Here is a 24,021-nt window from a genome sequence, read left to right on the forward strand (position 1 = left end):
GTTGCTCTCATGTTGACGGTGGGTCTCGCCGGCCCTGCCATGGCCAAGAAGGACAAGCCGGGGGCGGACTGGATCCCCGCCGAGCAGGTCAAGCAGAAGCTGATGGACGCCGGCTACTCCAGCATCACCGAGTTGGAGGCCGATGACGGGCACTGGGAGGGCGAGGGCCTGAAGAACGGCGTGAAGATGGAGTTCCACGTCGATCCCAAGACGGGCGCCATCACCAAGGAAAAGCCCGACAAGGATTGATGGATAAGGTCCCGCCCCCCGCCTCCGGAGAGGTCCAGACCGGCAAGAAAGGCAAGCGCACGGCGTACCTGATCGCCGTGCGCCATAAGCGCGAGGCGCCTCGTATCTACGCCGTAGTAGCCGCTTCCGCCGAGGCCGCACTCGCGCAGTTGGACGGACTGACGACCGATGGCTTGGGGATCGAGGTCGTCGGTGCCCTCTACCGGGACCTCATCCGACGCCTCGGCCTCAAGGCGGGCGAGTTGCGGCTCGTATGAGCGTCCCGCCGCTCCGTCGAGGCGGCGCGCGTTCAGTACCCGTGCCGAGCGCTCGCTTGCTTCTTTGCCTTCTTCAGACGCCGCAAGCCCCGGATCGTCCGGACAAGCCTCTTGGCTTGCCGCTTCTCACAGGCCTCCGTGACAGCGCGGCCGGCGACCTTGACCATGAAGTGCCCATCGGCGGTTCTCTCCTTGGTGACGTGGTGCATCGTCGGATCTCCTGCTGTCAGGGTGGTCGGGAGTCGTGGATCTTGTCTCCGGGATGATTACGAAGGCGTCATGCGTCTGCGCTTTTGCGCGGTGAAGCACCGGCCACCACAATTAGGCGGCGGCATTTGCCCTACCATCTGCCTCCCGCGTTCGTGATGCAGCAGCTGCGAGGCCTCCCGCTCACCGACTGGTTGACGTGTCCTGGGCCGCGACTTCCACAGCGGCTCGCGCTAGGTCCTGTTGGAAGCGTGGATCGCGGAACAACGCCTCAGCGATGACGGCCGCCGCGATCTTTCCTGCTTCGAGATCGGACGGGAAGTGCGTGCCCGCGATCATGCGGTTGGCCCCATACGAGCTTGCGAAGGCAAACAGCGCCTGGCGTTTATCCGGCACGAGATGCGATAGCACCGTGGCAGCGAGATACCCGAACGTCGCGTGACCGCTTGGGTAGGACGTGCTGGCGGAGCGGTGGCCGAACGTGGCGAGATCGGGCTTCAGCGTGTAGGGGCGCGGCCGTGTGATGGCGTTTTTGGCCGCCAGCACGATCAGCTCGCCATCCTGGAACACGCGCTCGATCAGCCCGGCGGTGACCGGCATCGTCTCCGCGGTGAAGGCCGGACCCAGAACACCGCTGAAGCGGTCGAGCGTGCACGGGAGGTTCGCCGTGATGCGTCGTTCATCCTCGGAAGAGCGGGCGCCGACGGCCGCCTCGACCGCCTGCATGTCGGCCCTGGACGGCTCCGAACCTGGCGCGGGCGGCGGGGGCAGGACACGTGGCAACGCTATCGTCGCCGGGTCGAGGTAGGTGCTGTGCAGCGTGTCGGCGGCGGCAGGCGGAGCGAGAGACAGGAACACCGCGAACGCTGCGGCCCGCCGGCGGCGGCCCATGCCGGAAACGTGATGTATCACTGACCCCTCCTTACGTTCTGCTCGCAGTATCGCCTGCAACCACGCCGCCGGTCCGCCAAGGGGCTCCTCGGAAGCGGTTTCGGGCATCAGCATCACCAACACCGCGAGGGCGACCGCGGCGGCGGCGGCACAGGCGAGATAGGCTGCGTCGAACCCCGCCGTCTGCACCAAGGTTCCGGCGATCACGAAGGACAGGGAGGCGCCCGCGCCCTGCACGGTTCCGATCAGACCGTGGGCGGCGTTGTAGCGGCCGGTCCCACGGGTAATGTCGGCCATCACCAGGGGCTTCATCGCGCTGAGCAGTCCGGCGCCGATGCCGTCGAGGCACTGGACCGCGATCAGCCAGTATGGGTCGCGCCAGGTGAGGTAGAGCAAGGCCCGAACAGGCAGCGCGGCAAAGCCGATCACGAGGAGGGGCTTGCGCCCCCAGCGTTCGGCACGGCGGCCGACAATGAGCCCCATCGGCACCATCACCGCCTGGGCGCCGATGATGCAGACTGAGACGATGACGGACGACCAGTCCGGGCGCGCGCGCCCGATTTCCTGCGCCACGAGGGTCAGAAGCGGCGCGTTGGCGAAGTGGAACAGCCCAACGCATGCGGCGAAGACCACGAGCGGCCGGTTGGTCAGCAGCGACCGCCACCCGGCGGGTGCGTCTTCCGCTTCGCCCTCACCGCCACCGCGGGCCCGGCGCGCATCGATTGCCCGACGGGGGATGGCGAAGAGGGCCGCCGCCGAGACGATGGCGCAGGCGGGCACCAGGAGGAACACCGCCCGGTCTGGGAACAGCCAACCGACGAGGCCGATCAGCGTGGCGATGGCGACGTTCCCGGTACGCTCCAGGGCGGCGTTGCGGCCGAAACGTCGGGCCAGCTTCCCGGCGGGGAACAGGCCGAGGGTGAGCGCCGCTACGGCTGGGCTGAGCATGCCGCCGACCGCCGCGAGAACGCAGGAGGCGACGAGCACGGGCCAGAAGTTTGGAAAGAGCGCGATGAGGAGAGTGGCCAGGGAGAGCGCGACCAGGGCACCGAGCAGGATCACGCGCTTGTCGCGGACTGCGTCGATGGCGGTCCCGATGGGCGTTTGCGCCACGATGCCGACGATGCCCGCCACCGTGCTCACCAGCCCGACCGAGGCGTCGTCCCAACCGCGATGCACGTAGAGGTAGACGTTGAGGTAGGGTTTGATCGCCCCGTTCACGTCGATCAGCAACAGGTTGAGCAGGTCGAGCGACTTGGAGACGGAGCGTTGGCTCGAAGCGGGTGGCTGCCCTTGTCCTTCACCGATGTCCTGATCCACGTGTTTGGCTCCCTTTCCTGCCAAGCTAGGGCGTTGCAGGACTGAACCGAAGTAGGCGGACCCTATGTACGCATGACCGGATTGGATCGGAGGCGGAACGTCTGCTTCGGAACGAAGGGGCAGGGTCCGGTTGCCACCCTTTGCAGAAGCTGGGAATGTCTGCTTGTCGGCGGCTCGGTGAGGCAATGCCCTACGGCCGAGAAGGGTGGATTTCTGCCGGTCCGCTTCCGGGCGGCAGATGCATCGAAGCGGACATAGAGGGGGTCAAACGGCTGCGTTATCCGACGTTCGGCGAGATCGAACTCGAATACGCCTCCTTCTCGGTCGATGGGCGGCCCGACCTCGGCCTGCTCATCTACACACCCGTCGCGCACAGTGCTGCAGAGGCGATCCGGGCGCAGGTCGCCCTGCGCATGGAGATGCGCGCGGGCCTCGACTGCCCCCCATCGCCTCGATGTCTCGGAGGCTTTCCCAATCACGTCCCCCGCAGCATCGACTGGACCGCCGCCGCGAGCGCCCGTGCGGCGGCTCCGGCCGCGGGCGAAGGTGCGCGGGCGAACATCACGATCTCCGAGGGCGGCAGGACGGGAAGGTCGTAGCGCGCGCCGACATCGCTCATGCGGCCGGAGGCGATCGCCCCCATCGGGGCGATGCCGAGCCCCGCCCGCACCGCGGCGACCAGCGCGCTGCAGGAGCCGCCGATGAAAGCCTCGCGCCAGGGGCGATGCGCAGCATCGAGATGGCGCACCGCCATTGAGCGGACCCCGCAGGTGGGCCCGAGGGTGACGAGGGGGATAGGCCGATCCGGCGCGACGATGTCGTCCTCGAGGGAGCGCCAGCCGAGGGGATCGAGCCCCAGCACTTCGCCATCCGCGCCGCCGGCCTCGCGCCGAATGATGACGGCGTCGAGCTCGCCTTCGTCGAACGATGATCGCACCTGCTGCGACAGGCCGAGGCGCAGTTCGACCGCGCTGCGCTTGGGGATCGCGGCGCGCACGTGCCGGATCACGTGCTCCAGTCCCGTCCCAAGCGCGTGGTCGCTCGCGCCGATGACGAAGCGCAGGGTGGGTTCGTCGTCGAAGTGCATCGCCTCGTCGTGCGCAGCCATCAGCGCGCGGGCCTTGGCGAGAAAGGCCAGCCCGTCCTCGGTCGGGCGCACGAAGCGGGGCGTGCGCTCCAGGAGCTTGCGGCCCAGTGCCGTCTCAAGTGCCTTGATGCGGGCACTAACCACCGGCTGCACCGTGCCCGCCGCCTCCGCTGCCCGCGAGAAATTTTCGAACTCGACCGCGAGGATGAACAGACGCACCGAAGCAAGGTCGAGCATGATGCCAATTCACTATGATAACGACAGCAAAACATAGCGTTCCACATTGATGGGGCAACGGCCAAATTCCCTCTGCGACCAACACCCGGCACCAAACGCAGGAGGCCTCCATGCCGATGATCATCGTCCGCTACGTCACCCCCACGCCCCGCCCCGAGCTGCGCGCCCGCATCGCCGAACTTGCTTCGCGGCTGGGTGCCGAGAAGCTCGGCAAGGACCGGAGCGTCACCGCCATGTTGATCGAGGAGGCCGACCCCAAGGGCTGGTTCATCGGCGACAGGAACCCGACCGACGAGGGTCTCTCGGCCTTCTGGATGGACTTCAAGATCACGACCGGCACCAACACCAAGGACGAGACGGCGGCCTTCGTGAAAGCGGCGTTCGAGGGCATGGAGGCCCTGCTCGGGCGGCTGCACGAGGAGTGTTACGTGCTCGTCCACGCCGCCGATGGCGACGCCTATGGCTATGGCGGGCGCACCCAGAACGGCCGCTGGGCCGCGTCCCATCCGGGTTGACGCCCGATGCGCCTCCTCAGCCGACGCGACACCTTCGCGGGCGTCGCCGCGCTCGCCCTGACGGCGGGCACTCCCCTCCCACCTCTACGCGGAGAACCCTCCATGTCCGGATCGACCAAGGACTACCCGACGCTGCCTGGCCTGCGCCAGCGCCGCCTGCACGACATCGAGGGGATGAGCGTGCGCATCCTGGAGGCCGGGTTCGAGACGCCTGGCCGCCCCCTCGTCCTTCTGCTCCACGGCTTTCCCGAGATGGCCTGGAGCTGGCGCAAGGTGATGCCGGCTCTGGCGCAGGCCGGTTTCCACGCCGTCGCCCCCGACCAGCGCGGCTACGGCGGCACGACGGGCTGGGATGCTGAAGGAGACCCCGCCGCTTTCCGCACCCATGCCTACGCCACCGACGCCCTGCGGATCGTCTCGGCGCTGGGCTACCGCTTCGCGGCGGTCGTCGGCCACGATTTCGGGTCGATGGTCGCGGCCTACGCGGCCCTCGTCCGCCCGGACGTGTTCCGGTCCCTGGTAATGGTCAGCTTCCCGTTCGACGGGCCGCCCGCGCTCCCCTTCGACGATGCCGACCATGCGGCGAACCCACCCGGCCCGTCGCTCGCGGAAGCACTGGCCGCGCTGCCGCGCCCGCGTAAGGACAGCATGGCGTTCTTCGCCTCGCCCGAGGCGGAGGCCGACATGCTCTATCCGCCGCAGGGGCTGCACGCTTTCCTGCGGGCCTACTTCCACGTGAAGAGCGCCGATTGGCCGGGCAACCACCCACATCCGCTGACCAGCGGCTCCGCCGAGGAACTCGCGACACTTCCACACTACTACATCATGGATCGCGCGCTCGGCATGGCGGCGACCGTCCTCCCCGACGCGCCGAGACCGGAGCAGGCAGCGGCCAATCCATGGTTGCCGGATGCCGACCTCGACCTCTACGCGCGGGCGTTCCGGCGCACGGGTCTTCAGGGCGCGCTTAACTGGTTCCGCTGCCACACCGGGCCGATCGGTCAGGCGGAGATCGCGCTGTTCTCCGGCCGGACGATCGAGGTACCGACCCTGTTCCTCTCCGGCAAGGCCGATTGGGGGACCTACCGCAAGCCCGGCGCGCTGGAGCGCATGCGCTCCACTTATCCCCGGATGGCGGGCGTCAATCTCATCGACGGCGCTGGCCACTGGGTCCAGCAAGAGCAGCCCGAGCGCTTCACCGCCGGGCTCCTCGACTTCCTCCGGGGACAGGGGAGCACACCGTGATCCGGTCAGACCGTCCCATCCGTGCCGGCCTGGACCGCCGAGCGGTCCTGGCTGGCGTCGCCCTCTCGTCGATCCCCTGCCTCGACGTCGGAGCTACATCCATGGCCGATCGAGACGTGTCTCCCGCATCCGGCGCCGCCGGGCCGACCGTCGTGTTCGACGTGACCGAGACCTTGCTGGACCTCAGCGTGCTCTCGCCCGTTTTCGTGCGCATCTTCGGCACGGCCGACATGCTGCGAACCTGGTTCGATCAGGTGATCCTCTACGCCGAGGCGCTAACGCTGTCGGGGGCCTACGTCGAATCCAGCACGGTCGGCCTGGCCGTCCTCAGGATGCTCGCCGAGGCCAGGGGCCGCGAGGTCGAACCGGCCGACATCGAGGCGTTGAAGCGATTGTCCGGCGCGATGCCGACCTATGCCGACACGCCGAAGGCGCTGGCCGATCTGGCGGCAGCGGGGTTCCACCTCGTCACGCTCAGCAACACGCCGAGCGACGGCGTGGAAGCCCAGCTGACCCATGCCGGAATCCGCGAACATTTCGCCGGGATTCACAGCATCGACGACCGGGTGCGCCGCTACAAGCCGGCCCGCGAGAGCTACGCCGCGCTCGCGACCGCGCTGGGCGTCGCCCCGTCGGACCTCTGGCTCGTCTCCTGCCATGCCTTCGACACGTTGGGCGCCGCCGCCGCCGGATACCGGACGGCGCTGGTGCTCAGGCCAGGGAACGCCCCGATAGGCCTGGGCAAGAAGCCGGACATAATCGCGGCGGACTTTTCGAGCTTGGTTGATGACCTGATCCGAACGAGCCGCCAGCACGATTAAGGACGGTAGGTCTCCGGCGTCGAGCCGACATCGCGCCTCGGCCGAAACCGGCCGTTGCGCCCCCTCGAAGGAGTGCATCGAGGCATAATGCACGATCTCTCGCGCCGCCGGATGCTCGCCGCTATCGTCTCGCTCGCCCTTCGGCGGGCTCCAAGCGGGCATTCGCATGATTGCAACTGAAGCTCCGCTGATGGCGCGAAGCCGTCGTGCGGCGATCAGACGCCGAACAGCGGCTTTCCGTCCCAAGCCGAATTTGCCGGAGGGCTGACGAACGGCCACGTTGGAGAAGCGCCGTCGGCAGTCACGGCGGCGGGGTTGGGTCGGTAGCCGAATGGCGGCTTGGGGTGGGAAGCCGCCCGTCCGCTTCTGCGCCGAGAAGGAGCAGAAGCGGACGTTGAAGTCGGGATTGAACGTCGGCCGTAGCACCTGAGTCGTGAGGTTCTACCTCAGGCGGCTCTGACGGTAGCGAGGAAGTGGTCGACTTCCGCCGCGAGGTGCTCGGACTGACGCGACAGCTCGGACGCCGCGCCGAGCACCTGGGTCGCCGCCGCGCCGGTCTCCTCGGCCGCGGCCGCCACGCCGGTGATGTTGCCGGTCACCTCCGCCGTGCCCACAGCCGCCTGGCTGACGTTGCGCACGATCTCCTGCGTCGCCGCGCCCTGCTGCTCCACCGCCGCCGCGATCGAGGTCGCCACGTCGCTGATCTGGCGGATGCGCCCGGTCATGCCGCCGATCGAAGCGACCGCCTGACCAGTCGAGGTCTGGATCTGCGCGATCTGGCCCGAGATCTCGCTCGTGGCCTTGGCCGTCTGCTCGGCCAGCGCCTTCACCTCCGCCGCTACGACGGCGAAGCCCTTGCCGGCGGCGCCTGCGCGTGCCGCCTCGATGGTGGCGTTGAGGGCCAGCAGGTTGGTCTGCCCGGCGATGTTCGAGATCAGCCCGACCACGTCGCCGATGCGCGAGACCGCAGCGCTCAGTGCCTGCACCAGGGTGCCGGTCTGGTCGGCCTCCTGCACTGCAGCGTGGGCGAGCGCCGCCGAGCCGCCGACCTGGCGCCCGATCTCCAGCACGGACGCGCCGAGTTCTTCGGCTGCCGCCGCCACCGTGGTGACGTTGGTGCCGGCCTCCTCGGCGGCCGTCGCCACCATGGTGGACTGGCACGCCGTCTCGGTCGCCGTCGCGGTCAGGGCCCGGGCGGTGGCCTGCAGCTCGGTCGCCGAGGACGACACCATCCCGACGATGCCACCCACCGCCGCTTCGAAGTCGTCGGCCATCTGGCGCATCCCGGCCTTGCGCTGCGCCTCCGCCGCTAGATCGCCCTGCGCGGTCTCCGCTTCGATAGCGCGAGTCCGGATCAGGTTGTCCTTAAACACCTGGACGGCGGCAGCCATCGCACCGATCTCGTCGCGACGTTCCTTGGCCGGCACCTCTTTGCTCAAGTCCCCCGCGGCGAGACCGGTCATGAACGCCGTCATGGCCCGCACCGGCCGCACCACGCTCCGGCCTATAATTGTCGCGAGAAGACCGATCATCACCGCAACGATGGCCGCGCCGCCGAGCAGACGCATCAAGGTCGGCCGCATTTGCGCCGCCGTGTCGTCCGCGTAGATGCCCGATCCGATGATCCATCCCCAAGGCGCGAAGCCTTTTACGTAGGAAATCTTCGCCACCGGTTGATCCATACCGGGCTTGGGCCACTGGTATGGGACGAAGCCCGCGCCCGATTGCTTCACCCGTTCGACCACATCCACGAACAGGTGCTTCCCCGCCGGGTCGACGATGTCGGTGATATCCTTGCCGACAAGGTCGGCCTTGGGATGCAACACCATGCGCGGGTGCATGTCCTGGATCCAGAAGTACTCGCTGCCCGCGTAGTGTAGGCCACGAACAGCCGCTACCGCCGCGTGCTGGGCGGCATCGCGGCTCATCCGGCCGGCGCGCTCCTCGCCTTCAAAATAGGCGAGGACCCCTTGCGCCGCCTCCACGAGATCACGCGTCTTCAACTCTCGCGCGTCCGTGACCGTCTGAGACATGTCCCAGGCTGCCAGCCCGATGAGCATTGCCATACCGCCGAGAGCGGTCAGGGTAATGAGCTGTATGCGGGTGCCTACGTGGAATGCCATGAGATCCTGCGGAGAACTGCGCGAGGGCGGAGTAAGGACGATGGTACCTCGGCGCGTATCACACACGCTTGCTACCAGACGTAGGAAGCCACCGCCGATACCTGACCGCTGGGGTAGAATTGCAGGCTATCGCGCATGAGAGTTAATGATATTTCACAAGCCTGGCAGTTACATTTAAAAATATCGCACCGATAAATGGTCGAACGCTAAGATTGTTGCGCGTCGAACCTGAACGATCGAGATCGCTTGGGCGCGCCGGTCGATAGTTGACGGCCACCATGAGATCACGCGGTGGCACGTCCGCTCACAGGCACTCTTTGAGCCCTTCTCTCCCTTTTCTGGTCGGTGGCTTTGTCGCCCTGAGGCCCGACGCGAAAGTGGCCGGTCGTGAGGTGCTGTCGAGCGGGTTGATGACCTGCGGGCGATCCTCGAGCGCCGCCGGATGTTTCATCTGCTTCGGCGTCGCGCCGAGGCTGGCGCCTTGATGCTCGTCAGCCTGCCGGCAACAGCTTCACACTCAGAGTTCTACCCGGTGACTTTCTGGATGCTCGTTCGGACCGTCGGTGCACCGAAGCTCACATGGCTGCCGGAAGACCCGAGCTTTTTGCTCGGGCCGTCAGGCGCCATACGAGGAAACCGCCAATGAATTAGATCCGCTCGATTTCCAGGTAACCGATCGTACTCGCCGCATCCTCACTATACCGCTTGCTTCGGATCGCCGCCGGCGCGATTTCGTCCGTAAAGTCTTGGATTTCGGCAGAGGTGCGGTAGAGCAAATACCAATCCATAAAGACCTCCATGTAGGCCTCCTCCCTGACGCCCCAGAGAAAATTAGGGATTACAAGCCGGCCCCCTCCATTAAGATGATCGAACAAAACCCTCGTGAGGCGTGCCGCGACCCTGGCATCAAGATAATCGTACAGGCCGGCAGCATAGATGAGATCAAAACGACCCAGGTCGGTTCTACCGGCCAGGATTTGCCGGACAGTTGCCTGTTGTACCTCGATGGCGTGTGAGACCGAGCCGCGGTATTCGCCCGCGACGGCTAGGCTCTCCGCATCCTGGTCAAGCGCGAGCAGTCTTCCGACTCGCCCTTCGTTCAGGGCAATGCTCAGTTCCACCTCACGAAGATGCCCACAGGCTAGCGACAAAATTGTGGGTGACCGGCGGCGTGCGGCCGCTTCATCGATCTTCGCAGCGAGGATGGACCGGCGTTCTCGAACCGCTTCGCAGGCCGTTACGTTGACGGTGAATGCCATCACGGTGCGTCCGGCTTCTGTAGCAGCTTCTTGCGCCGCTCTTGCCGCCGGATGGCGATAGACGAAGTCGATCAACCCGGCATCGCCGGCATAGCCGCGCGGCCTTTGATACGAATGTCGGGTGAAGGGACACTCATGCATCAAACTCGCAACAGCATGGGTTCGTGCCGCGGGAAGGACAGCCTCACGCCAAGTCCGAGGGCTGAATGTTTCCTTGAGTAGTCCTAGAAGATCAATGATCGTATCTGTCATCAAGGTATAATTACCGGGCAAAGCCATATTGCTAACTTCGCTCAGAGCTCGGTGTACATCGCTAGATACGACCGGGTATGATGATTGAGGAATCGTATATAGCGGTCGAGTCTCATCCGACTGCTGTAGATCGTATTTTAAAGAACTGAAATTACTAAGCAGATCACGTTCACGAAACAGCGCAGCTCCGCCGTTTGACATATCTTTATCGCCCTTAAGCGCCAATGCTCGGGGAGTCCGGCGGCGCAGGGTCATCGTTAATGAAACGTTACCGACAGTCCATAAATGAGCTGCTTGGAAATTTCTTACAGCCACCTTTTCTTAACGATGTGACCGGATTGCATCTAATTACACGAGCACGTCGCTGTCACCGCGTTCGGTCAGCGGATCATTTCTCGCCCAGTTCGATTTCTTGATCCGTCCACGTAGGTGATGCGTCGTATCAGGCGGCGGTCGAAAATGGGCGAATGCCTTTGCCCGCAGGAGGGCAGCGCACGAGCGTTGATGCGTATGTTCGATCCATTAGGGTTTTGGGAAATCGCTGCTGGTAGCACCTGTTGAATGGGGGCACCTGAACGATGACGGGCGAAACGCTAGATCTTCTCGATCGCGAGCTTCGAAAACGTTGGTTCGAGCGCCGATCGCCCGAGCTCGATGTGGCCTTCGAGGTTCAACATGCGAAGGCCCTGCGCATCGAGCTACGCAAGGCTTGTCAGCTTGTCGGCCTACTGTACATTTCGTTTGGAGTAATGGATGCATTTTTGATCCATGATATGCTTCCTTACATTTTGCCAGTTCGCATAACTATAGGTGCGATTTACGTATTAGCTATTTGGCTTCAAGCACAACACGGCGTAGGAACCCGTATTCTCGAATTTCAATGCGCAATTGGCGTCTTCTTTGGCTTCGCCGCATGGTTGTTCCTTGCCGCGCAAAGCGTAGAAACGATGGCAGCGCTGTATTATGCCGGGTATGGATTAATATTCATGTTGGTTGCCAACTTGTTTTTCAATCTGACCTTCAGATTTGCGCTGCTGTCATCGGGTTTGATCGCTGCGACTTTCCTTATTTGGGCAACTGGATCCGTTAGAGACACGACTTACACGGTATGCTTTGGTTCGCTATATATATTTAGCTTTTTGCTTACGGTATTTTTGAACTTTAAGTACAATCGAGAGCGCTACCGCGTTTATATCAATGCACTTCGGGCGGATATTCGACAGCAGGAGATTTTGAAACGGGGCGAAGAGCTGATTCGTCTGTCGACGACGGATGACCTTACCGGCCTAGGAAATCGCAGAATCATAGATGGTGCATTACGCAAGCTCTGGCAAGATAGCAAGGCGTCAGGGAAGTCGTTCGGCGTCATCCTGATCGACGTTGATTACTTCAAGTCATATAATGATTGCTACGGGCATCAGCAGGGCGATCGCTGTTTGGCAAGGGTCAGTCAAGCTATGCTAAGCGTAGCCAAACCCTTTGGCTTCACCCTTGGACGCTTTGGCGGTGAGGAGTTCGCTGCGCTCTTTCAAGCCGTTTCTGTGGAGCAAGTTGCGGCGTTCGCCGAGGAAACTCGACGGGCGGTCGAGAGCCTTCAGATCGTCCATGCGGCGCGCCGCGACCATTTTTCGGGCATCACCGTCAGTGTCGGTGCGGCCTTCTCCGGTGATGTTGCCGCTGACAAGCCCGAGCGAATGGTCACTGCGGCCGACGTCGCGCTCTATGTAGCGAAGGGAGACGGACGGAACTGCGTCCGGACCTTCGATCGTCGTATGCTCGAGTCCGACGCGGGTGATACGCTTACTGCCGAGATGCTCCGTACGGCCATTGCTGACCAGCGCATCTCGGCTGTCTTCCAGCCGATCGTCGACGTCACGTCTGGCTTGGTGTGGGGCGCCGAGGCGTTGATGCGCTTAAAAGATCCACAGGGTCGGTCCGTCTCCCCGGAGACGTTCATTCCCGTGGCCGAGCGGACAGGTGTCATTATGGAGCTCGGAGAATGGATGCTACATGAGGCTTGCGATCTCCTCGCTACTGAACCGGCACTGCCCGTCATCAGCGTCAACGTGTCCTCGCGGCAAATCGAGGATCCCAACTTCGTTGACGTCGTTGAGGCGATCGTCAGGGCCGCAGCGATCGACCCCTCCCGTCTTGCTCTGGAGATCACCGAGGGAGGGCAGATCAGCGGAAATCCCCAGGTCGTTCAGCTGATGGACCGGTTGTCAGCAATCGGGATCCGCGTTTGGCTCGACGATTTTGGAACCGGGTTTGCTGGCCTGACCTGTTTAAGTGAACTGCGCTTCGACATGGTCAAGATCGATCGATTCTTTGTCCAGAGTAGCGATACGCCGCGTGGTGCAAAGTTGCTAAAAAACATCATAGACTTGGTTAGCAGCTGCGCACAAAAAACAATTGTAGAGGGTGTTGAGGACGCGTACCAGATTGAGCTTGTCGCATCCTTCGGTGTTGAGCTGTTTCAAGGCTACCACCTTGGGCGCCCGATGCCGAGGCACGAACTGGTTCAGCGGCTCGCGGACCAACCTGCGGTGGCGTGATCGCGTCCTATAAAGGTGAAGATGTGGCTTCGTCATCCAAACCGGCAGTGCGAGCTTCACTCCACATTGCTTCAATGGACTATGCCTTCGCATGGAGTCAGCAGACACGCACGCTCTTCTCTCAAATGGTTGGAACGGAACCAGTTATCGAGCGCCGACGCTCCCGCTGGTCCGCCGAGCCTTCAGGATCGCTGCGTTGATGCCGTCCGCGATCCCTTGTGCTGCACGATCGCGAATTCATCCATCGTTTAAAGGGGACGGCATAGCGACAAGGTTCAACCCGATGTCGACTTTCGGCATCCCGGCGAACACCCGCTCTCCCGGAGCCGAAGGTGCCAGGTGGCCGACGAATGACCGCTTTCGGTGAGCCCAAACGGCGATCCTAACGGCTGAGTTGGGTCGAATGCGGAACGTCCGCTTCCTGGCGGGCGCCCGACTTCCGCTATTGGCGCAGAGCTGTGGCACGTTCGGATTGCGGTTGTGGTGAGATGCTGATGGCTCCTTGAAAACGGAGTCCCAGCATGCCTTCAACCACCGACACAACCCGCCGACCGTGGAACCTTGGCCGTGTCATCGGTCCCAAGCCGCCGTTCAAGCCCAAGCACATCTGGGCGATCCGCACCCGGCTGCAGCACAAGGGCCGCACTCGCGACCTCGCCCTGTTCAACACCGCCATCGACAGCAAACTGCGCGGCTGCGATCTCGTCCGCTTGCGCGTGTCAGACGTCCACCTCGGCGACGGCGTCCGCCTGCGCACCACCATCGTCCAGCAGAAGACGGGCCGACCCGTCCCGTTCGAGTTGACCGAGACCACCCGTGAGACGCTGACTGCCTGGCTCAAGCTGCGGGGGCTTCGTGCGAGTGATTGGCTGTTTCCGAGTCGCAGCCGCCCGGGCGAGCACCTGACGACGCGCCAGTATGGTCGGCTCGTCGACGAATGGGTAGCGCTGATAGGCCTCGACCCAGCGGGGTATGGCACGCACAGCCTGCGTCGGACGAAGGTCGCACTCATCTACCGGCGGACAGGCAACCTACGTGCCTGTCAGCTGCTGCTCGGCCACACCAAGCTGGAGAGCACGGTGCGCTACCTCGGTATCGAAGCAGACGACGCGCTGGTCATGTCCGAGCAAACTGACATCCAACGAACATCGCGGCGGCCCTCATGGGCTGCCGCACCAAACTCCTCGCCGTCCGATAAGGGTGGGGAGCGGACTCTGACCCTTGATCCTAGAGCGGACGTTCCGCCCCCGCCCAAATCCGTCGTAGAAGCTACCTTATAGACATGCCGAAAGCGGGCGCTGGTTGGCTGTGCCGCCTTGGTATGTCGCCCGGGAACGATCGCTTCTTCGTGGACTTAGGCTGGCCCCTTGGGTCGGCGGGTGACAGGCCAGCCTTACGCCAGCTTAGGGCGGAAGGGGAGGACCAGACCTTCCGGACGCAAGCTTGTGATGAGGGTCCGCGCGAGTTCCGACTGTCCGAACGGCTTGGTCAGTCGCGCGACCGGAACCAGGCCGTTCTCAGGCAGCTCGGCGTAGCCGCTTGCGAGGATCGCGACCATGCCGGGATGCTCGGCCCAGATCGCGTCGATCAGCTGCGTCCCGGTCATGCCGGGCATCATCTGATCCGTGATGACAAGATCGATGGTCTCCCTCGACCGACGCAGGATGCGCAGAGCCTGCTCCCCGGAGACCGCCTCGACGACCGTGTGCCCGAGATCTTCGAGCATCGCCGCCGTGTTCATCAGCACCAGAGCATCGTCGTCAACGACCAGGACCGTGACCGGGTCGAGCTTCGGAAGTTCGGGCTCGGCCTGTTGGTCGGGTTGGATCGCTTTCCTCATGTCGGCCTCGGGCAACCAGAGCTCAGCCGTCGTGCCCTGGCCCTTGACGCTCTTGAGGATCAATCGGCCGCCCGACTGCTCGGCGAAGCCGTGGGCCATCGAGAGGCCGAGCCCAGTGCCTTTGCCGACGCCCTTGGTGGTGAAGAACGGCTCCGCCGCCTTCGCCAAAGTCTCCGCATCCATGCCTTCGCCGGTGTCGATCACGGACAGGCAAACGTAGTTGCCCGGCTTCAGGCCTTGGACATCCTCGGCCGAAAGGTTGGCCTCGCGGGCGACCAGCGTGATCGTGCCTCCGGCCGGGGTGGCGTCGCGTGCGTTCACGCAGAGGTTGAGGACGACCAGTTCGAGTTGGTTGGCGTCTGCCAGAACGTGCGGAAGCTGCAGTGGGAACTGCATGTTGACCGGGATGTTCAAGCCGATCGACCGCTGCAGCATGTCGCCCATGCCGCGGATGAGTTCCGGCACGTCGACGGGGGTCGTAGACAACTCCTGCCGCCGCGCGAACGCGAGCATGCGCTTGGTCAGGGTCGCGCCACGATGGGCGGCCTGGATCGAGTTGTCGATCAGCTGCCGGAGCTTGGGGTCGGGGGGCAGGCGCTTTCGAGCAAGCTCAAGGTTGCCGAGAACCACCGCGAGCAGGTTGTTGAAGTCGTGGGCCACCCCTCCGGTGAGCTGCCCGACCGCCTCCATCTTCTGAGATTGGATGAAGCGTGCACGGGTCTCTTCGAGCGCCTGCTGCGCGTCGCGTCGCTCGGTGATGTCACGTGTGATCTTGGCGAAGCCGATGAGCTCGCCGTGGTCACCCCGGATGGCGTCGATCACGACGTTGGCCCAAAAGCGCGAGCCGTCCTTGCGGATGCGCCAGCCTTCGGCTTCGAACCGGCCTTCTTTCGTAGCCGTCGCCAGCGCCGTTCCCGGCAGATCGGTCGCCCGGTCCTCGTCGGTGTAGAACCGCGAGAAATGCTCGCCGATGATCTCCGCTTCGGAGTAGCCCTTGAAGCGCTGGGCGCCCTTGTTCCAGCTAGTCACCCGCCCAGTCGGATCGAGCATGTAGATGGCATAGTCGCGCACGCCTTGAACCAGCAGGCGGAAGCGCTGCTCGCTCTGTCGCAAGGCGGCCTTCGTGGCCTGCTGCTCGGTGAGATCGCGGGTCACCTTGGCGAACCCGAGCAGCGTGCCGTCCTCGGTGCGGATCGGGTCGATAAGAACGTGCGCCCACATCAGGGTGCCATCCTTCCAAACGCGCCAGCCCTCCTGCTCGAAGCGGCCCTCGGTCTTGGCAATCATCAGAGCTCGCGCCGGAAGGTCGGTCGCCCTGTCCTCGACCGTATAGAACCGGGAAAAATGCTGTCCGACGATCTCGTGGTCGGCGTAGCCCTTGAAGCGCTGTGCGCCCTTGTTCCAGCTTGTGACCACGCCTGTCGGGTCGAGCATGTAGATCGCGTAGTCGATGATGCCCTCGACGAGTATCCGGTAACGATCCTCGCGGGTCAGTCTCGGCGTGGCGGCCTCTTCGATGTCCATGGGTCGGTCCAGAGCTCCTTTGGGCCGGGACCCGGCTTCGGGGAACCGCGTGCAGGTAGGTGGCGGAGTGGCCCCGGGCACGATGGGGTGACAGCTGCCTGAACCTAGAACGCCCGCCCTGGACCCTCGTATCCTTCAATCAGGGCGAAAAGCCCAGCAACCATGCGATCGTCAGACCGCCGACCTTCGTGGTGCACCGACGTGCTCCATTCGTGGGAGGTCCGCTTTTCCGATTAGTCGATCAACAGCAGACCGTCGCATACCCACCCGGTTCGGGCGTGGGTCATCCTCTACCGAGCTGCCGCCAAGCGGACCTTCCGGGGGTCCGAGTAGGGTCATTTTCAGCCCTTTGAAACAGCGGTGATGGCGGCACGCCGTTTATCTATCGCCAGCCTGGCCCAACGTTGTCGGCAGCGAAAGCGTCCCGGACGCCAAGGGGCTTGGGCCATCCTTCGGTGCTGTCGCGGGCAGTCTGGCGTTCCATTTCTGAGTTGATCTCGGCGCCGAGCAAGACGACGACGATGGAAAGCCACATCCAGGACATCAAGCCGATGCCGGCGCCTAGCGACCCGTAGATGCGATTGTAGCTATCGAAGCTCGCCACGTACCATGAAAACACTCCAGACGTGCAGACCCAAAGAAACGCTGCCAGCGCGCTGCCCCAGGTCACCCAGCGCCATTTCGCTCGGCGTCTGCTCGGGCCGTAGCGGTAGATCAGCGTCAGGCTCAGGCTGACTACGACTAAGATGACTGGCCACCGGACCACGGACAGGATGGTATCGGCCAGTCCCCCGAACCCGAAGCGCGCTAGGATCGCCGGAAGGACGACCACCACGCTGATCGTCACGAGCAGAAACGCAGCGCCGCCGAGGGTAAATAGGAAGGTCGTGGCGTAGAACCGGATCAGGGTCCGATCCTCCCGTTCCCGGTAGATGACGTTGAGGGCATCGAAGAGGGCGCTGACGCCGGAATTCGCGCTCCAGAGCGCAATCAGCAAGCTGATCGTCGAGGTGAGGCTCAGCGAGCCCGTGCTCCGCGCGGCGATCCGCACGAGTTGCTCGGAGAGCAGTTCGAGCGCGGCGGCAGGGAGGATGTAGGTCAGGAGGCCGACATGCTGGCTGATCACGTTGGGATCGGAAAACAGCCCGTAAATCGAGACGACGGCCACGAGTCCGGGAAACACGGCGAGCAGGGCGAAAAAGGCAACGCCGCCGGCCGTGGTGAGCACGCGATCCTTCGACAGAGCCCACACGGCGCGCCAGAGGATGTCCTTCCATCCTGCCTTCGGAATCTCGGAAGGACGGCTCGCATCGCGGCCACGATCAGGCTCCCGCGCGCGCTGCCGAGCCGTTTCGAGGGCCGCTGTATCCTGCGGACGCGTGGCGACCGAGCGCCAGTCGTCGCCTTCATCAACGTCCTGACTCACGGCTACGACCCTGCGAGGACTCGGTACCAGTGATCGCGATTGGATCCTGCTGACATCGGTTTAGCCGAAGTCGTAGCGGCGTCGAGCGTCCGATCCTGCAGGAGTGTCGCCTACCGTCGCCCTGAATGGAAGCGGTGGCGCCAGCCCTCCTCCAGCCTGCGCTCCTCCGCGCTTTCCTCCGGGACGGGTTCGAGACGCAGCAGGATCATCGCGAAGCCACTCTGCTGGAGGTACACCTGCTCGTAGAGCGACGGCACATGGAGATCGCGCTTCACATCGATCCAGAGTTCAGGACTGCACGCCGCGATGTCGCTCGGGATGCTCGGTTGATGCGAACTGCTGTGAAAGAGCGACTGCTTCGGGACCGGGCTTCCGACGGCACAGACGATGGCCGGGAAGGAGAGGCTGCGGTAGCAACGTTGCACCCGGCCGTTGCCCGCCACGACGATGGCGATCCGCTCGGCGTGGTACTGGACGTAGGCCCGGGCCGCCGTCTCCTTACCGACCGCGAATTCGCGCGCGAGCGCAAGAACGTGCTGCAGATCGGGCTCGCGAAACGCCGTCATAGCCCCCCGTAGGAGGTGCGGAGGCATCAGCAGGAGGCTGGCAAAGCGGTTGGCCTCGACCTCCCTGCGCTGCCGCGGGTCGTCCGCCTTGGCCGTGATGCGCAGCATGTCGGATGTCTTGCACGAAAACCGGTCGGGCTGGTCGGGGATGTGGTGCGCCATCAGGAAGTGGCCGAGTTCGTGCGCGATAGTGAAGCGGCGGCGCGGTTCGCCCCCGCGCCTGGCGAGGATGGTGCCGTCAGACCGCTTCGCGTCGGTGACGAGGCCGCCCTCGAATGCATCGGTGTCGAGGTCCTCGATCCTTAGGATGCCGAGGCGTGCGCACAGCTCCTGTATCGGCACGGGCACCTGAAGGTTCGGCTCGGCCTGTAGGATGCGTTTGACGAGCGCCTCCGGCGAGGCTGCGTCCGCGAGATCCTTCCTGCTGATCGGCATCCGCGGAGCGCCTTCCTGTCCCTGAACCGATCCATAAGGCTGCCACGCACCCGCGATCCCAAGACCGGACTGCAAGGGAGTTCACGCGAGCGGTAACCCAACCGCGCCATCGTGAGCAAAGGCCATGCTGGCGTGGGGTGGCGGTCTCTTTGATCCCGACGGCGTCGGGGAAGCCAAAATCGCTGCCGCGCTTACCAAGCTGGCCCAGCGGCAAGCGCTGGGCGGAACAGCTTTTCTCATCTTCATGGACCGGTGATGTCGTGCTCAGAAGTCGAGCTTAGTCAACCCAAGCTGCGCATGCGCCTCGGCGGGCGTCATCAGCCGAACGGCCTTATCCGAAAAGCCAAGCGCACGCAGCCCAGCACGTTGCTGGTTTGTGATCATCAACGACACGGCGGGAACTGATGCAGGCGGGGTCTCCGTTCCACCAGAATGGGCGTTATTCGCTCCACGCAGTCGGTTAAGATATGATTCTTCTTCGGCTGCATGATCGAAAAGCGCTCGGAGATAGTCGTCGGCCCCTGACATCGGCGATGCTGCCTGCCTCCCTGCTGTACCAACGGCATACTCGGCCACCCATCCCTCTGGTAAGCCCGTCTTGACATACATCGCGTGCCGAGTTTCTCGCAGCAAGCGCAGACTTTCGCGGGCCCTCGGGGTGGGGCTGTCCATCCAAGAGGCTACTCAGAGGCAATGCATATCCGTCTCTACAAGTGCGCAGTTGACGAAGCTCCCGTGCTCGCGGTCTTCGACCGGACATTCCCCGTCTCTCATTCGTTCTTAGAACGCCGTGAGCATACCGAGGGCCGTCAGCATCTGAAGCTTTTGTTGGGGTGTTCTGAAACTCTAATTGCTGAGCTTGACGGCTCAGTGATTGGCTTTATCACCGTGGATGATGAGGGCTACATCTCGGCGTTGTACGTCGGCCGCACCCGCATTGGCGCCGGATCAGCGCTGCTGCAAGCAACAGAGGGTCGTCATCGACACCTCTGGCTTCACGTTTTTCAAGAAAATTCTTTAGCTATAGAGTTTTATAAGGCGCGGGGCTTTGCGGTGGTCGATGAGGATATGCAGATCGATAGCCTAGGTCGACGGCACCGCCGGTACGCGATGGAGCGCGCCAACGGTTCAATCGTGTATCGGTAGCTGAGGAGGCTTCTGTGACGCTCGAAAATGCGCTGGCTCAGCTTCGGGTCTCACCCGGAGGCTTCGGGGTTCGTTCTTACGGAGAACCGGTCCCTCGCCGTGATCCGCTCGGCTGATAGGTCCTGGACCTCACGCTTGAAAATCTGTTGGCTGAGGAAGGTGCGCTCGATCTCGAATCGGTCCTCTTCAACATCGATGTACCAGCAGCGCCGCTGACCGCTCCAGCGATAGCTGCGCGCCTTCAGCGCGTCCTTTGTCGCTATGGGCGAACCAGTTGCCCAAAGGCGCACCGTGGGCCTGCGGGCAGTTTCGAGCAGGCACGACAGGGCAAGGCGACCGGAGGACCTCAGTGGGGCCGCCAGCAGCGCCAGAAGGGCATGACAGTCGTCGATGGCGCGATGACCCTTATGGAACAAGCCATAGTCGGTGAGCAGATAGCCGAGCTTCATGCCCTCATGGCCCTCGTCGCGCCATGGCACCTGATGGCAGGAACAAGCCCAATTCTTCTCGATGAAGATCGGCCAACGACCTTCGCACATCTGCCGGTCGAAACTGGCATTGTGAGCGATCACCACTGCGGCGTCAGCGGCTATCTCGCGAACGGCTGCATCATCGATGCGCTGGCCAGCTACGTCAGCATCCGTGATGCCGGTCAGGCGCTCGACCTCAAGCGGGATCGGCTTGCTCGGTTGATGGAGCTGATTGAGCGTCTCGATCACCCGGTAGATGCGGCCGCTTGCGCCGTACTCGAACTTGATGATGCCAAGCTCGATCACCTCGTCGCGCGCGTGATCGATGCCCGTGGTCTCTGTGTCGAGGATCAGCCCGATGAACGTCGGCTCGTCGGCTGCATCCGTGAAATCGACAAACGGTCTGACGCGCCGCAGCACCCGGTAGTCGCCAGTGCCTTCCAGCACGCTTGCGATGGTGTCGAGGGCTTCCGTCACTTCTGTAGCGTCCAGTCCGAAGCCTCGCCATCGCTCAGCCATCGGAGGCCGCGACTCGTCGCAGGAGCAGGACAGGGTCAAGGCCTCGCAGCCAGACCTCCTAAGCTGAGTCCCCAAGGAAATTATCGCGGCTTCGGTTCTTCACATTGAGGGCCGAGCTCTCGGGCGGCTCTACGGCTTATTCGTGGTCTTCTTCGACGGCTCCGCGGGTTTGATGCTTCCTGTCTCGGAGACACGTTCACGAGCCTGATCGAAGCGCTTCTTCGAGGCGACAAGCTCGCGCTGTGAACTGCCAAGCTGGCCCTTGGCCGCGTCGCGCGCGGCAACAGCTTGACCAAGCTCCTCGCGTGCGGAGGCGAGTTTGCCTTGCCACTCACGGACAAGGTCGATGTTTGCCTGCTCCAACTCTCTCTGACGATTCACAAGCGCGCTTCTTTCTGTTTGAAGCAGGCTGACTTCAGTCGTGAGATTGCGGTTGGCTGACGCTTTGTTCGCGTAGGCTCCCCAACCTGCAAAGGCGAAAACCCCCAGGATGAGAGGAAGCAACTGAGCAGGTGCCGGCTTCCACGCAAAAACCATCTGGAGGTTCCGGCGCAGCAGTTCGAACAAGCGAGGCATGGATTGGCTGTCTCCTAGCACAACTGTGCGGACCCCGCTGGTCCGAACGGTTGATCGATCAGTTTCACAACGATGCTCACGCAGCGTTAATCCTCGCTTACGGAGCACATCACAAAGCGGCTTGCGCCGCCAACAGGAGATTGACGTCTGCTGGCTGCCGGCCTGGATGGTCGAGGCTCTTGTTGCTTTCGTACGAGGGGCTCGTCCTAAATGACAAAAACTTGCTGAGGTTGTTCAGGCAGGCCGGTGGGGGCGGCGCGCCTCGCGCGGGCCGTCTATTTCAGGACCATGGGGCGGCAGTGATGAGGTTCGCCGCCGTGATAATATCGTCCAATGTCGTATCGCAAGATGCGCTACAAGTCATCACGAATTGGGAGCTAAAATGATGCCTCAATCTGTCGTTAAAATCAATATAAATACCGATTACATTTATTTATGTAATTAGATTGGCATATAAGGTGATGTTGAATTTGATCACGTCTGCGGCAAACTAACAGGGATTCCTGGTAATTTCTCCAGTTCTCTTTTCATGGCAGATAGATCGTACTCGCCGTATCGGTCGCCTACGGAACGATGGGAGTGCCCGGTGATAGCGTCCACGATATCGGGCGCAAGGCCATGGTTGCGCGCTAGAGTCTTGAAACGGTGCCGCCACGAGTGGTTGGGGGCCAGCCGAGGATCTTTTAGGCCCAAGTCGCGAACCCAGCGACCCAGCACCTTCGTACCATTGCCGCCCCGTTTGCCGAACTTATCCGGGGACAGTTCCGGGAACAGCGGGCCAGCCTTCCGGCTGCTGACGAATTCGAGGAAGCCCGCCGCGATCAGGGCCGAGTGCAGCGGGATCGTTCGTTCGGAGCCAATGTTTTTAAGGGAGCCTGCATCGGCATCGAACCTCAATGCGCGCGTACCCTCGATCTCGACGATATCTTCGACTCTCAACTGGCAGACCTCTGAAAGGCGGCCCCCTGTGAAGGCGCAGACCCAGGGCACCCACCGTCTCACCGCGTCTTTCTCTATCGCTGCCGCATCAAGGATGACCCTGGCTTCAGCTTCCGTGAATCCCCGTTTCCCCTGTCCAGGCTTCTGCTTCACGCTGATTGTGATGCGCTCGGCGGGATTTTCGGCAAGTCGCCTGTTATCGACACCCCATCTCAGAATCGCGCGAACAGGCGCCAACCGACTCTCTCGGATCGTCTTCGCAGCTAGGCCTGCCGCAACCAAGCTGTCCTTCCAGGCAACCAGATCGTCAGCGGTGATCCGCCCGACATCGTCGTGCTTCAGGAACGCTGAAAGCTGCGCCATAACCCGTGTCCAGTCATAGACCGTCTTCTCTGTCGGCTTCCGTTCGGCAGCCCAGCCGTTCACAAGGTCATTGAACTTGACTGACGCCTGCGTACCCATCCGCCTCGTTACAGGGGTGGGAGCGACCAGGGGCGTCTTCGGCGGTCTGTCATCTCCGGGTACATCACCAAGCGCGTGCCGCTTTAGGATCAGGCTCGCCCGCTGAATGGCCGCCGCGACAGCCTTGGCGAGAGTGCGGCGGCCGTCCGGATCGACCTGCAAACCCTTTTTCCTGATGAGGATGTCGGCCTGCTTGAGGCACCATTCCTCCATCTCGTCCTCACCGCGGTCGGCGTACTCACCGTGAAGAACCTGATGAACGACATCAGGGCGCCCCCAAAGTCCTTTCCGGCGCTGCTGCCAGAGACGCTCGAAGAGGTCCGTCTGCCAGAAATTTAGGCTTGGGTTGTCGCGATGCAGGGCGATCCAACGATCTTGAGCTGGCGCAGCCAGCTCATGCGCTTCGCGCTCACTTAATGCCTTCGGGCCAGCCTGGAGGGCCTCCCACCGCTCTTCGATTTCGAGAATGGCCTTGGCATGACGCCGCCGAGCCTCCTCCGGATCGTGCGTCCCAAGGCTGACCTTTTCGAGCGATTTGCCGACAAGGGCGCGCAGCCGAGCCGGTACAGCCTTGCGGACATAGTAGATGCCGCTGTCGGGATGTTTCCAGGGACGGGCCATTGGCAGAGGCATATGTACCACCCGAATGTACCAGTCGGGCCGTACGAAACCGTTGCAGGTCAGCAACTTACCGTGATGATTGAGCTTTAGGTCTAAGTGGCGGAGAGGGGGGGATTCGAACCCCCGATGGGCTTGCACCCATGCCGCATTTCGAGTGCGGTACAATCAACCGCTCTGCCACCTCTCCGCGAGGTGCCTCGTCGAGACCGGCGGTGCCTAGCATGAAGCACCGCCGGATCACAAGCCGGAATGCGATCTTTCGATCGTCGTCGCCGGCGAAGGTCGCCGTGCGCCTCAGGCTTTCGCGGCGAGCGCCGCCGCGACGACCTGGGCGAAGGCGACCGGGTCGCGCGGGGTGTCGCCGTCCTGGATGCGGGCGAGGTCGAGGAGGGTGCCGGCGGCCGGGGCGATGGCGTCCTCCGGGCCCTCGGCCAGCGCGCGGATCAGCGGGTGGCGCGGGTTGATCTCCAGGATCGGCT

The 24,021-nt window shown here is 63.3% G+C and carries 21 protein-coding genes, 1 tRNA gene and 1 pseudogene; 9 read left to right on the plus strand and 14 right to left on the minus strand.

Annotated features, from left to right (window positions below):
- Positions 1-9: 9 nt before the first annotated feature.
- Positions 10-249, plus strand: coding sequence for a PepSY domain-containing protein (locus tag FV230_RS00280; protein WP_147729873.1), 240 nt, complete (start codon positions 10-12; stop codon positions 247-249).
- Positions 249-506, plus strand: coding sequence for a hypothetical protein (locus FV230_RS00285; protein WP_147840742.1), 258 nt, complete (start codon positions 249-251; stop codon positions 504-506). The genes FV230_RS00280 and FV230_RS00285 overlap by 1 nt, the downstream gene beginning before the upstream one ends.
- Before the next feature lie 32 nt (positions 507-538).
- Here the strand turns inward: FV230_RS00285 and FV230_RS29285 are convergent, their stop codons facing one another.
- The 3 genes from FV230_RS29285 to FV230_RS00300 form a co-directional block, all read right to left on the minus strand.
- Positions 539-715 (minus strand): hypothetical protein, encoded by a 177-nt coding sequence (locus tag FV230_RS29285; protein ID WP_187275317.1) that lies wholly within the window; start codon positions 713-715, stop codon positions 539-541.
- 181 nt (positions 716-896) lie between these two features.
- Positions 897-2,924 carry an MFS transporter gene (locus tag FV230_RS30445; RefSeq protein WP_246694672.1) on the minus strand — a complete coding sequence of 676 codons (2,028 nt, stop codon included), beginning with the start codon at positions 2,922-2,924 and terminating at the stop codon, positions 897-899.
- 475 nt (positions 2,925-3,399) lie between these two features.
- Positions 3,400-4,248, minus strand: a complete 849-nt coding sequence (locus FV230_RS00300; RefSeq protein WP_147840743.1) for a LysR family transcriptional regulator — start codon at positions 4,246-4,248, stop codon at positions 3,400-3,402.
- A 110-nt stretch (positions 4,249-4,358) separates the two neighbouring features.
- On the opposite strand from FV230_RS00300, the gene FV230_RS00305 reads away from it, so the two are divergent.
- The 3 genes from FV230_RS00305 to FV230_RS00315 all read left to right on the plus strand — a co-directional run bounded on the left by FV230_RS00305 (position 4,359) and on the right by FV230_RS00315 (position 6,829).
- Complete coding sequence (locus tag FV230_RS00305; RefSeq protein WP_147840744.1) at positions 4,359-4,763, plus strand: 4-oxalocrotonate tautomerase family protein; 405 nt, start codon at positions 4,359-4,361, stop codon at positions 4,761-4,763.
- 102 nt (positions 4,764-4,865) lie between these two features.
- Positions 4,866-6,008, plus strand: coding sequence for an alpha/beta hydrolase (locus FV230_RS00310; RefSeq protein WP_147840745.1), 1,143 nt, complete (start codon positions 4,866-4,868; stop codon positions 6,006-6,008).
- A 152-nt stretch (positions 6,009-6,160) separates the two neighbouring features.
- Positions 6,161-6,829 carry a haloacid dehalogenase type II gene (locus FV230_RS00315; RefSeq protein WP_187275318.1) on the plus strand — a complete coding sequence of 223 codons (669 nt, stop codon included), beginning with the start codon at positions 6,161-6,163 and terminating at the stop codon, positions 6,827-6,829.
- 446 nt (positions 6,830-7,275) lie between these two features.
- Here the strand turns inward: FV230_RS00315 and FV230_RS00320 are convergent, their stop codons facing one another.
- Positions 7,276-8,952 (minus strand): methyl-accepting chemotaxis protein, encoded by a 1,677-nt coding sequence (locus FV230_RS00320; protein WP_147840747.1) that lies wholly within the window; start codon positions 8,950-8,952, stop codon positions 7,276-7,278.
- 647 nt (positions 8,953-9,599) lie between these two features.
- A complete protein-coding gene (locus FV230_RS00325) occupies positions 9,600-10,718 on the minus strand; it encodes a class I SAM-dependent methyltransferase (RefSeq protein ID WP_246694673.1) in 1,119 nt (372 codons plus the stop codon).
- A gap of 323 nt (positions 10,719-11,041) precedes the next feature.
- Between FV230_RS00325 and FV230_RS00330 the strand changes: the two genes are divergently transcribed.
- Both FV230_RS00330 and FV230_RS00335 read left to right on the plus strand, forming a co-directional pair.
- Positions 11,042-13,018 carry a GGDEF domain-containing phosphodiesterase gene (locus FV230_RS00330; protein ID WP_147840748.1) on the plus strand — a complete coding sequence of 659 codons (1,977 nt, stop codon included), beginning with the start codon at positions 11,042-11,044 and terminating at the stop codon, positions 13,016-13,018.
- Between the two features lie 521 nt (positions 13,019-13,539).
- Positions 13,540-14,157: pseudogene (locus FV230_RS00335) on the plus strand (tyrosine-type recombinase/integrase); the annotation flags it as partial.
- Between the two features lie 254 nt (positions 14,158-14,411).
- On the opposite strand, the gene FV230_RS00340 reads toward FV230_RS00335, so the two are convergent.
- The 3 genes from FV230_RS00340 to FV230_RS00350 form a co-directional block, all read right to left on the minus strand.
- The gene (locus FV230_RS00340; protein WP_147840749.1) at positions 14,412-16,382 is read right to left on the minus strand and encodes a PAS domain-containing sensor histidine kinase; all 1,971 of its coding nucleotides are present in this window, start codon (positions 16,380-16,382) and stop codon (positions 14,412-14,414) included.
- Between the two features lie 382 nt (positions 16,383-16,764).
- Positions 16,765-17,808: a YihY/virulence factor BrkB family protein gene (locus tag FV230_RS00345; protein WP_147840750.1), complete on the minus strand. Its 1,044-nt coding sequence runs from the start codon at positions 17,806-17,808 to the stop codon at positions 16,765-16,767.
- A 110-nt stretch (positions 17,809-17,918) separates the two neighbouring features.
- Positions 17,919-18,809 (minus strand): ImmA/IrrE family metallo-endopeptidase, encoded by an 891-nt coding sequence (locus FV230_RS00350; RefSeq protein ID WP_147840751.1) that lies wholly within the window; start codon positions 18,807-18,809, stop codon positions 17,919-17,921.
- A gap of 124 nt (positions 18,810-18,933) precedes the next feature.
- Here FV230_RS00350 and FV230_RS31165 point away from each other — a divergent pair, with 124 nt between their 5' ends.
- Complete coding sequence (locus tag FV230_RS31165; protein ID WP_281408240.1) at positions 18,934-19,065, plus strand: hypothetical protein; 132 nt, start codon at positions 18,934-18,936, stop codon at positions 19,063-19,065.
- 8 nt (positions 19,066-19,073) lie between these two features.
- On the opposite strand, the gene FV230_RS00355 is transcribed toward FV230_RS31165, so the two are convergent.
- The gene (locus FV230_RS00355; RefSeq protein WP_147840752.1) at positions 19,074-19,418 is read right to left on the minus strand and encodes a hypothetical protein; all 345 of its coding nucleotides are present in this window, start codon (positions 19,416-19,418) and stop codon (positions 19,074-19,076) included.
- Between the two features lie 126 nt (positions 19,419-19,544).
- On the opposite strand from FV230_RS00355, the gene FV230_RS00360 reads away from it, so the two are divergent.
- Positions 19,545-19,955 (plus strand): GNAT family N-acetyltransferase, encoded by a 411-nt coding sequence (locus FV230_RS00360; RefSeq protein ID WP_187275319.1) that lies wholly within the window; start codon positions 19,545-19,547, stop codon positions 19,953-19,955.
- A 50-nt stretch (positions 19,956-20,005) separates the two neighbouring features.
- On the opposite strand, the gene FV230_RS00365 is transcribed toward FV230_RS00360, so the two are convergent.
- The 5 genes from FV230_RS00365 to FV230_RS00385 all read right to left on the minus strand — a co-directional run.
- Positions 20,006-20,902, minus strand: coding sequence for a 3'-5' exonuclease (locus FV230_RS00365; protein ID WP_147840754.1), 897 nt, complete (start codon positions 20,900-20,902; stop codon positions 20,006-20,008).
- A gap of 171 nt (positions 20,903-21,073) precedes the next feature.
- Positions 21,074-21,520, minus strand: a complete 447-nt coding sequence (locus tag FV230_RS00370) for a hypothetical protein (protein ID WP_147840755.1) — start codon at positions 21,518-21,520, stop codon at positions 21,074-21,076.
- A 474-nt stretch (positions 21,521-21,994) separates the two neighbouring features.
- Positions 21,995-23,542: a site-specific integrase gene (locus tag FV230_RS00375; protein WP_246694674.1), complete on the minus strand. Its 1,548-nt coding sequence runs from the start codon at positions 23,540-23,542 to the stop codon at positions 21,995-21,997.
- Positions 23,543-23,639: 97 nt separating this feature from the next.
- Positions 23,640-23,729: transfer RNA gene (locus FV230_RS00380), tRNA-Ser, on the minus strand.
- 107 nt (positions 23,730-23,836) lie between these two features.
- The coding region (locus FV230_RS00385; protein ID WP_147840756.1) for a hypothetical protein at positions 23,837-24,021 on the minus strand (185 nt) is incomplete at its 5' end.

The organism is Methylobacterium sp. WL6, assembly GCF_008040095.1.
Lineage (GTDB): Bacteria > Pseudomonadota > Alphaproteobacteria > Rhizobiales > Beijerinckiaceae > Methylobacterium.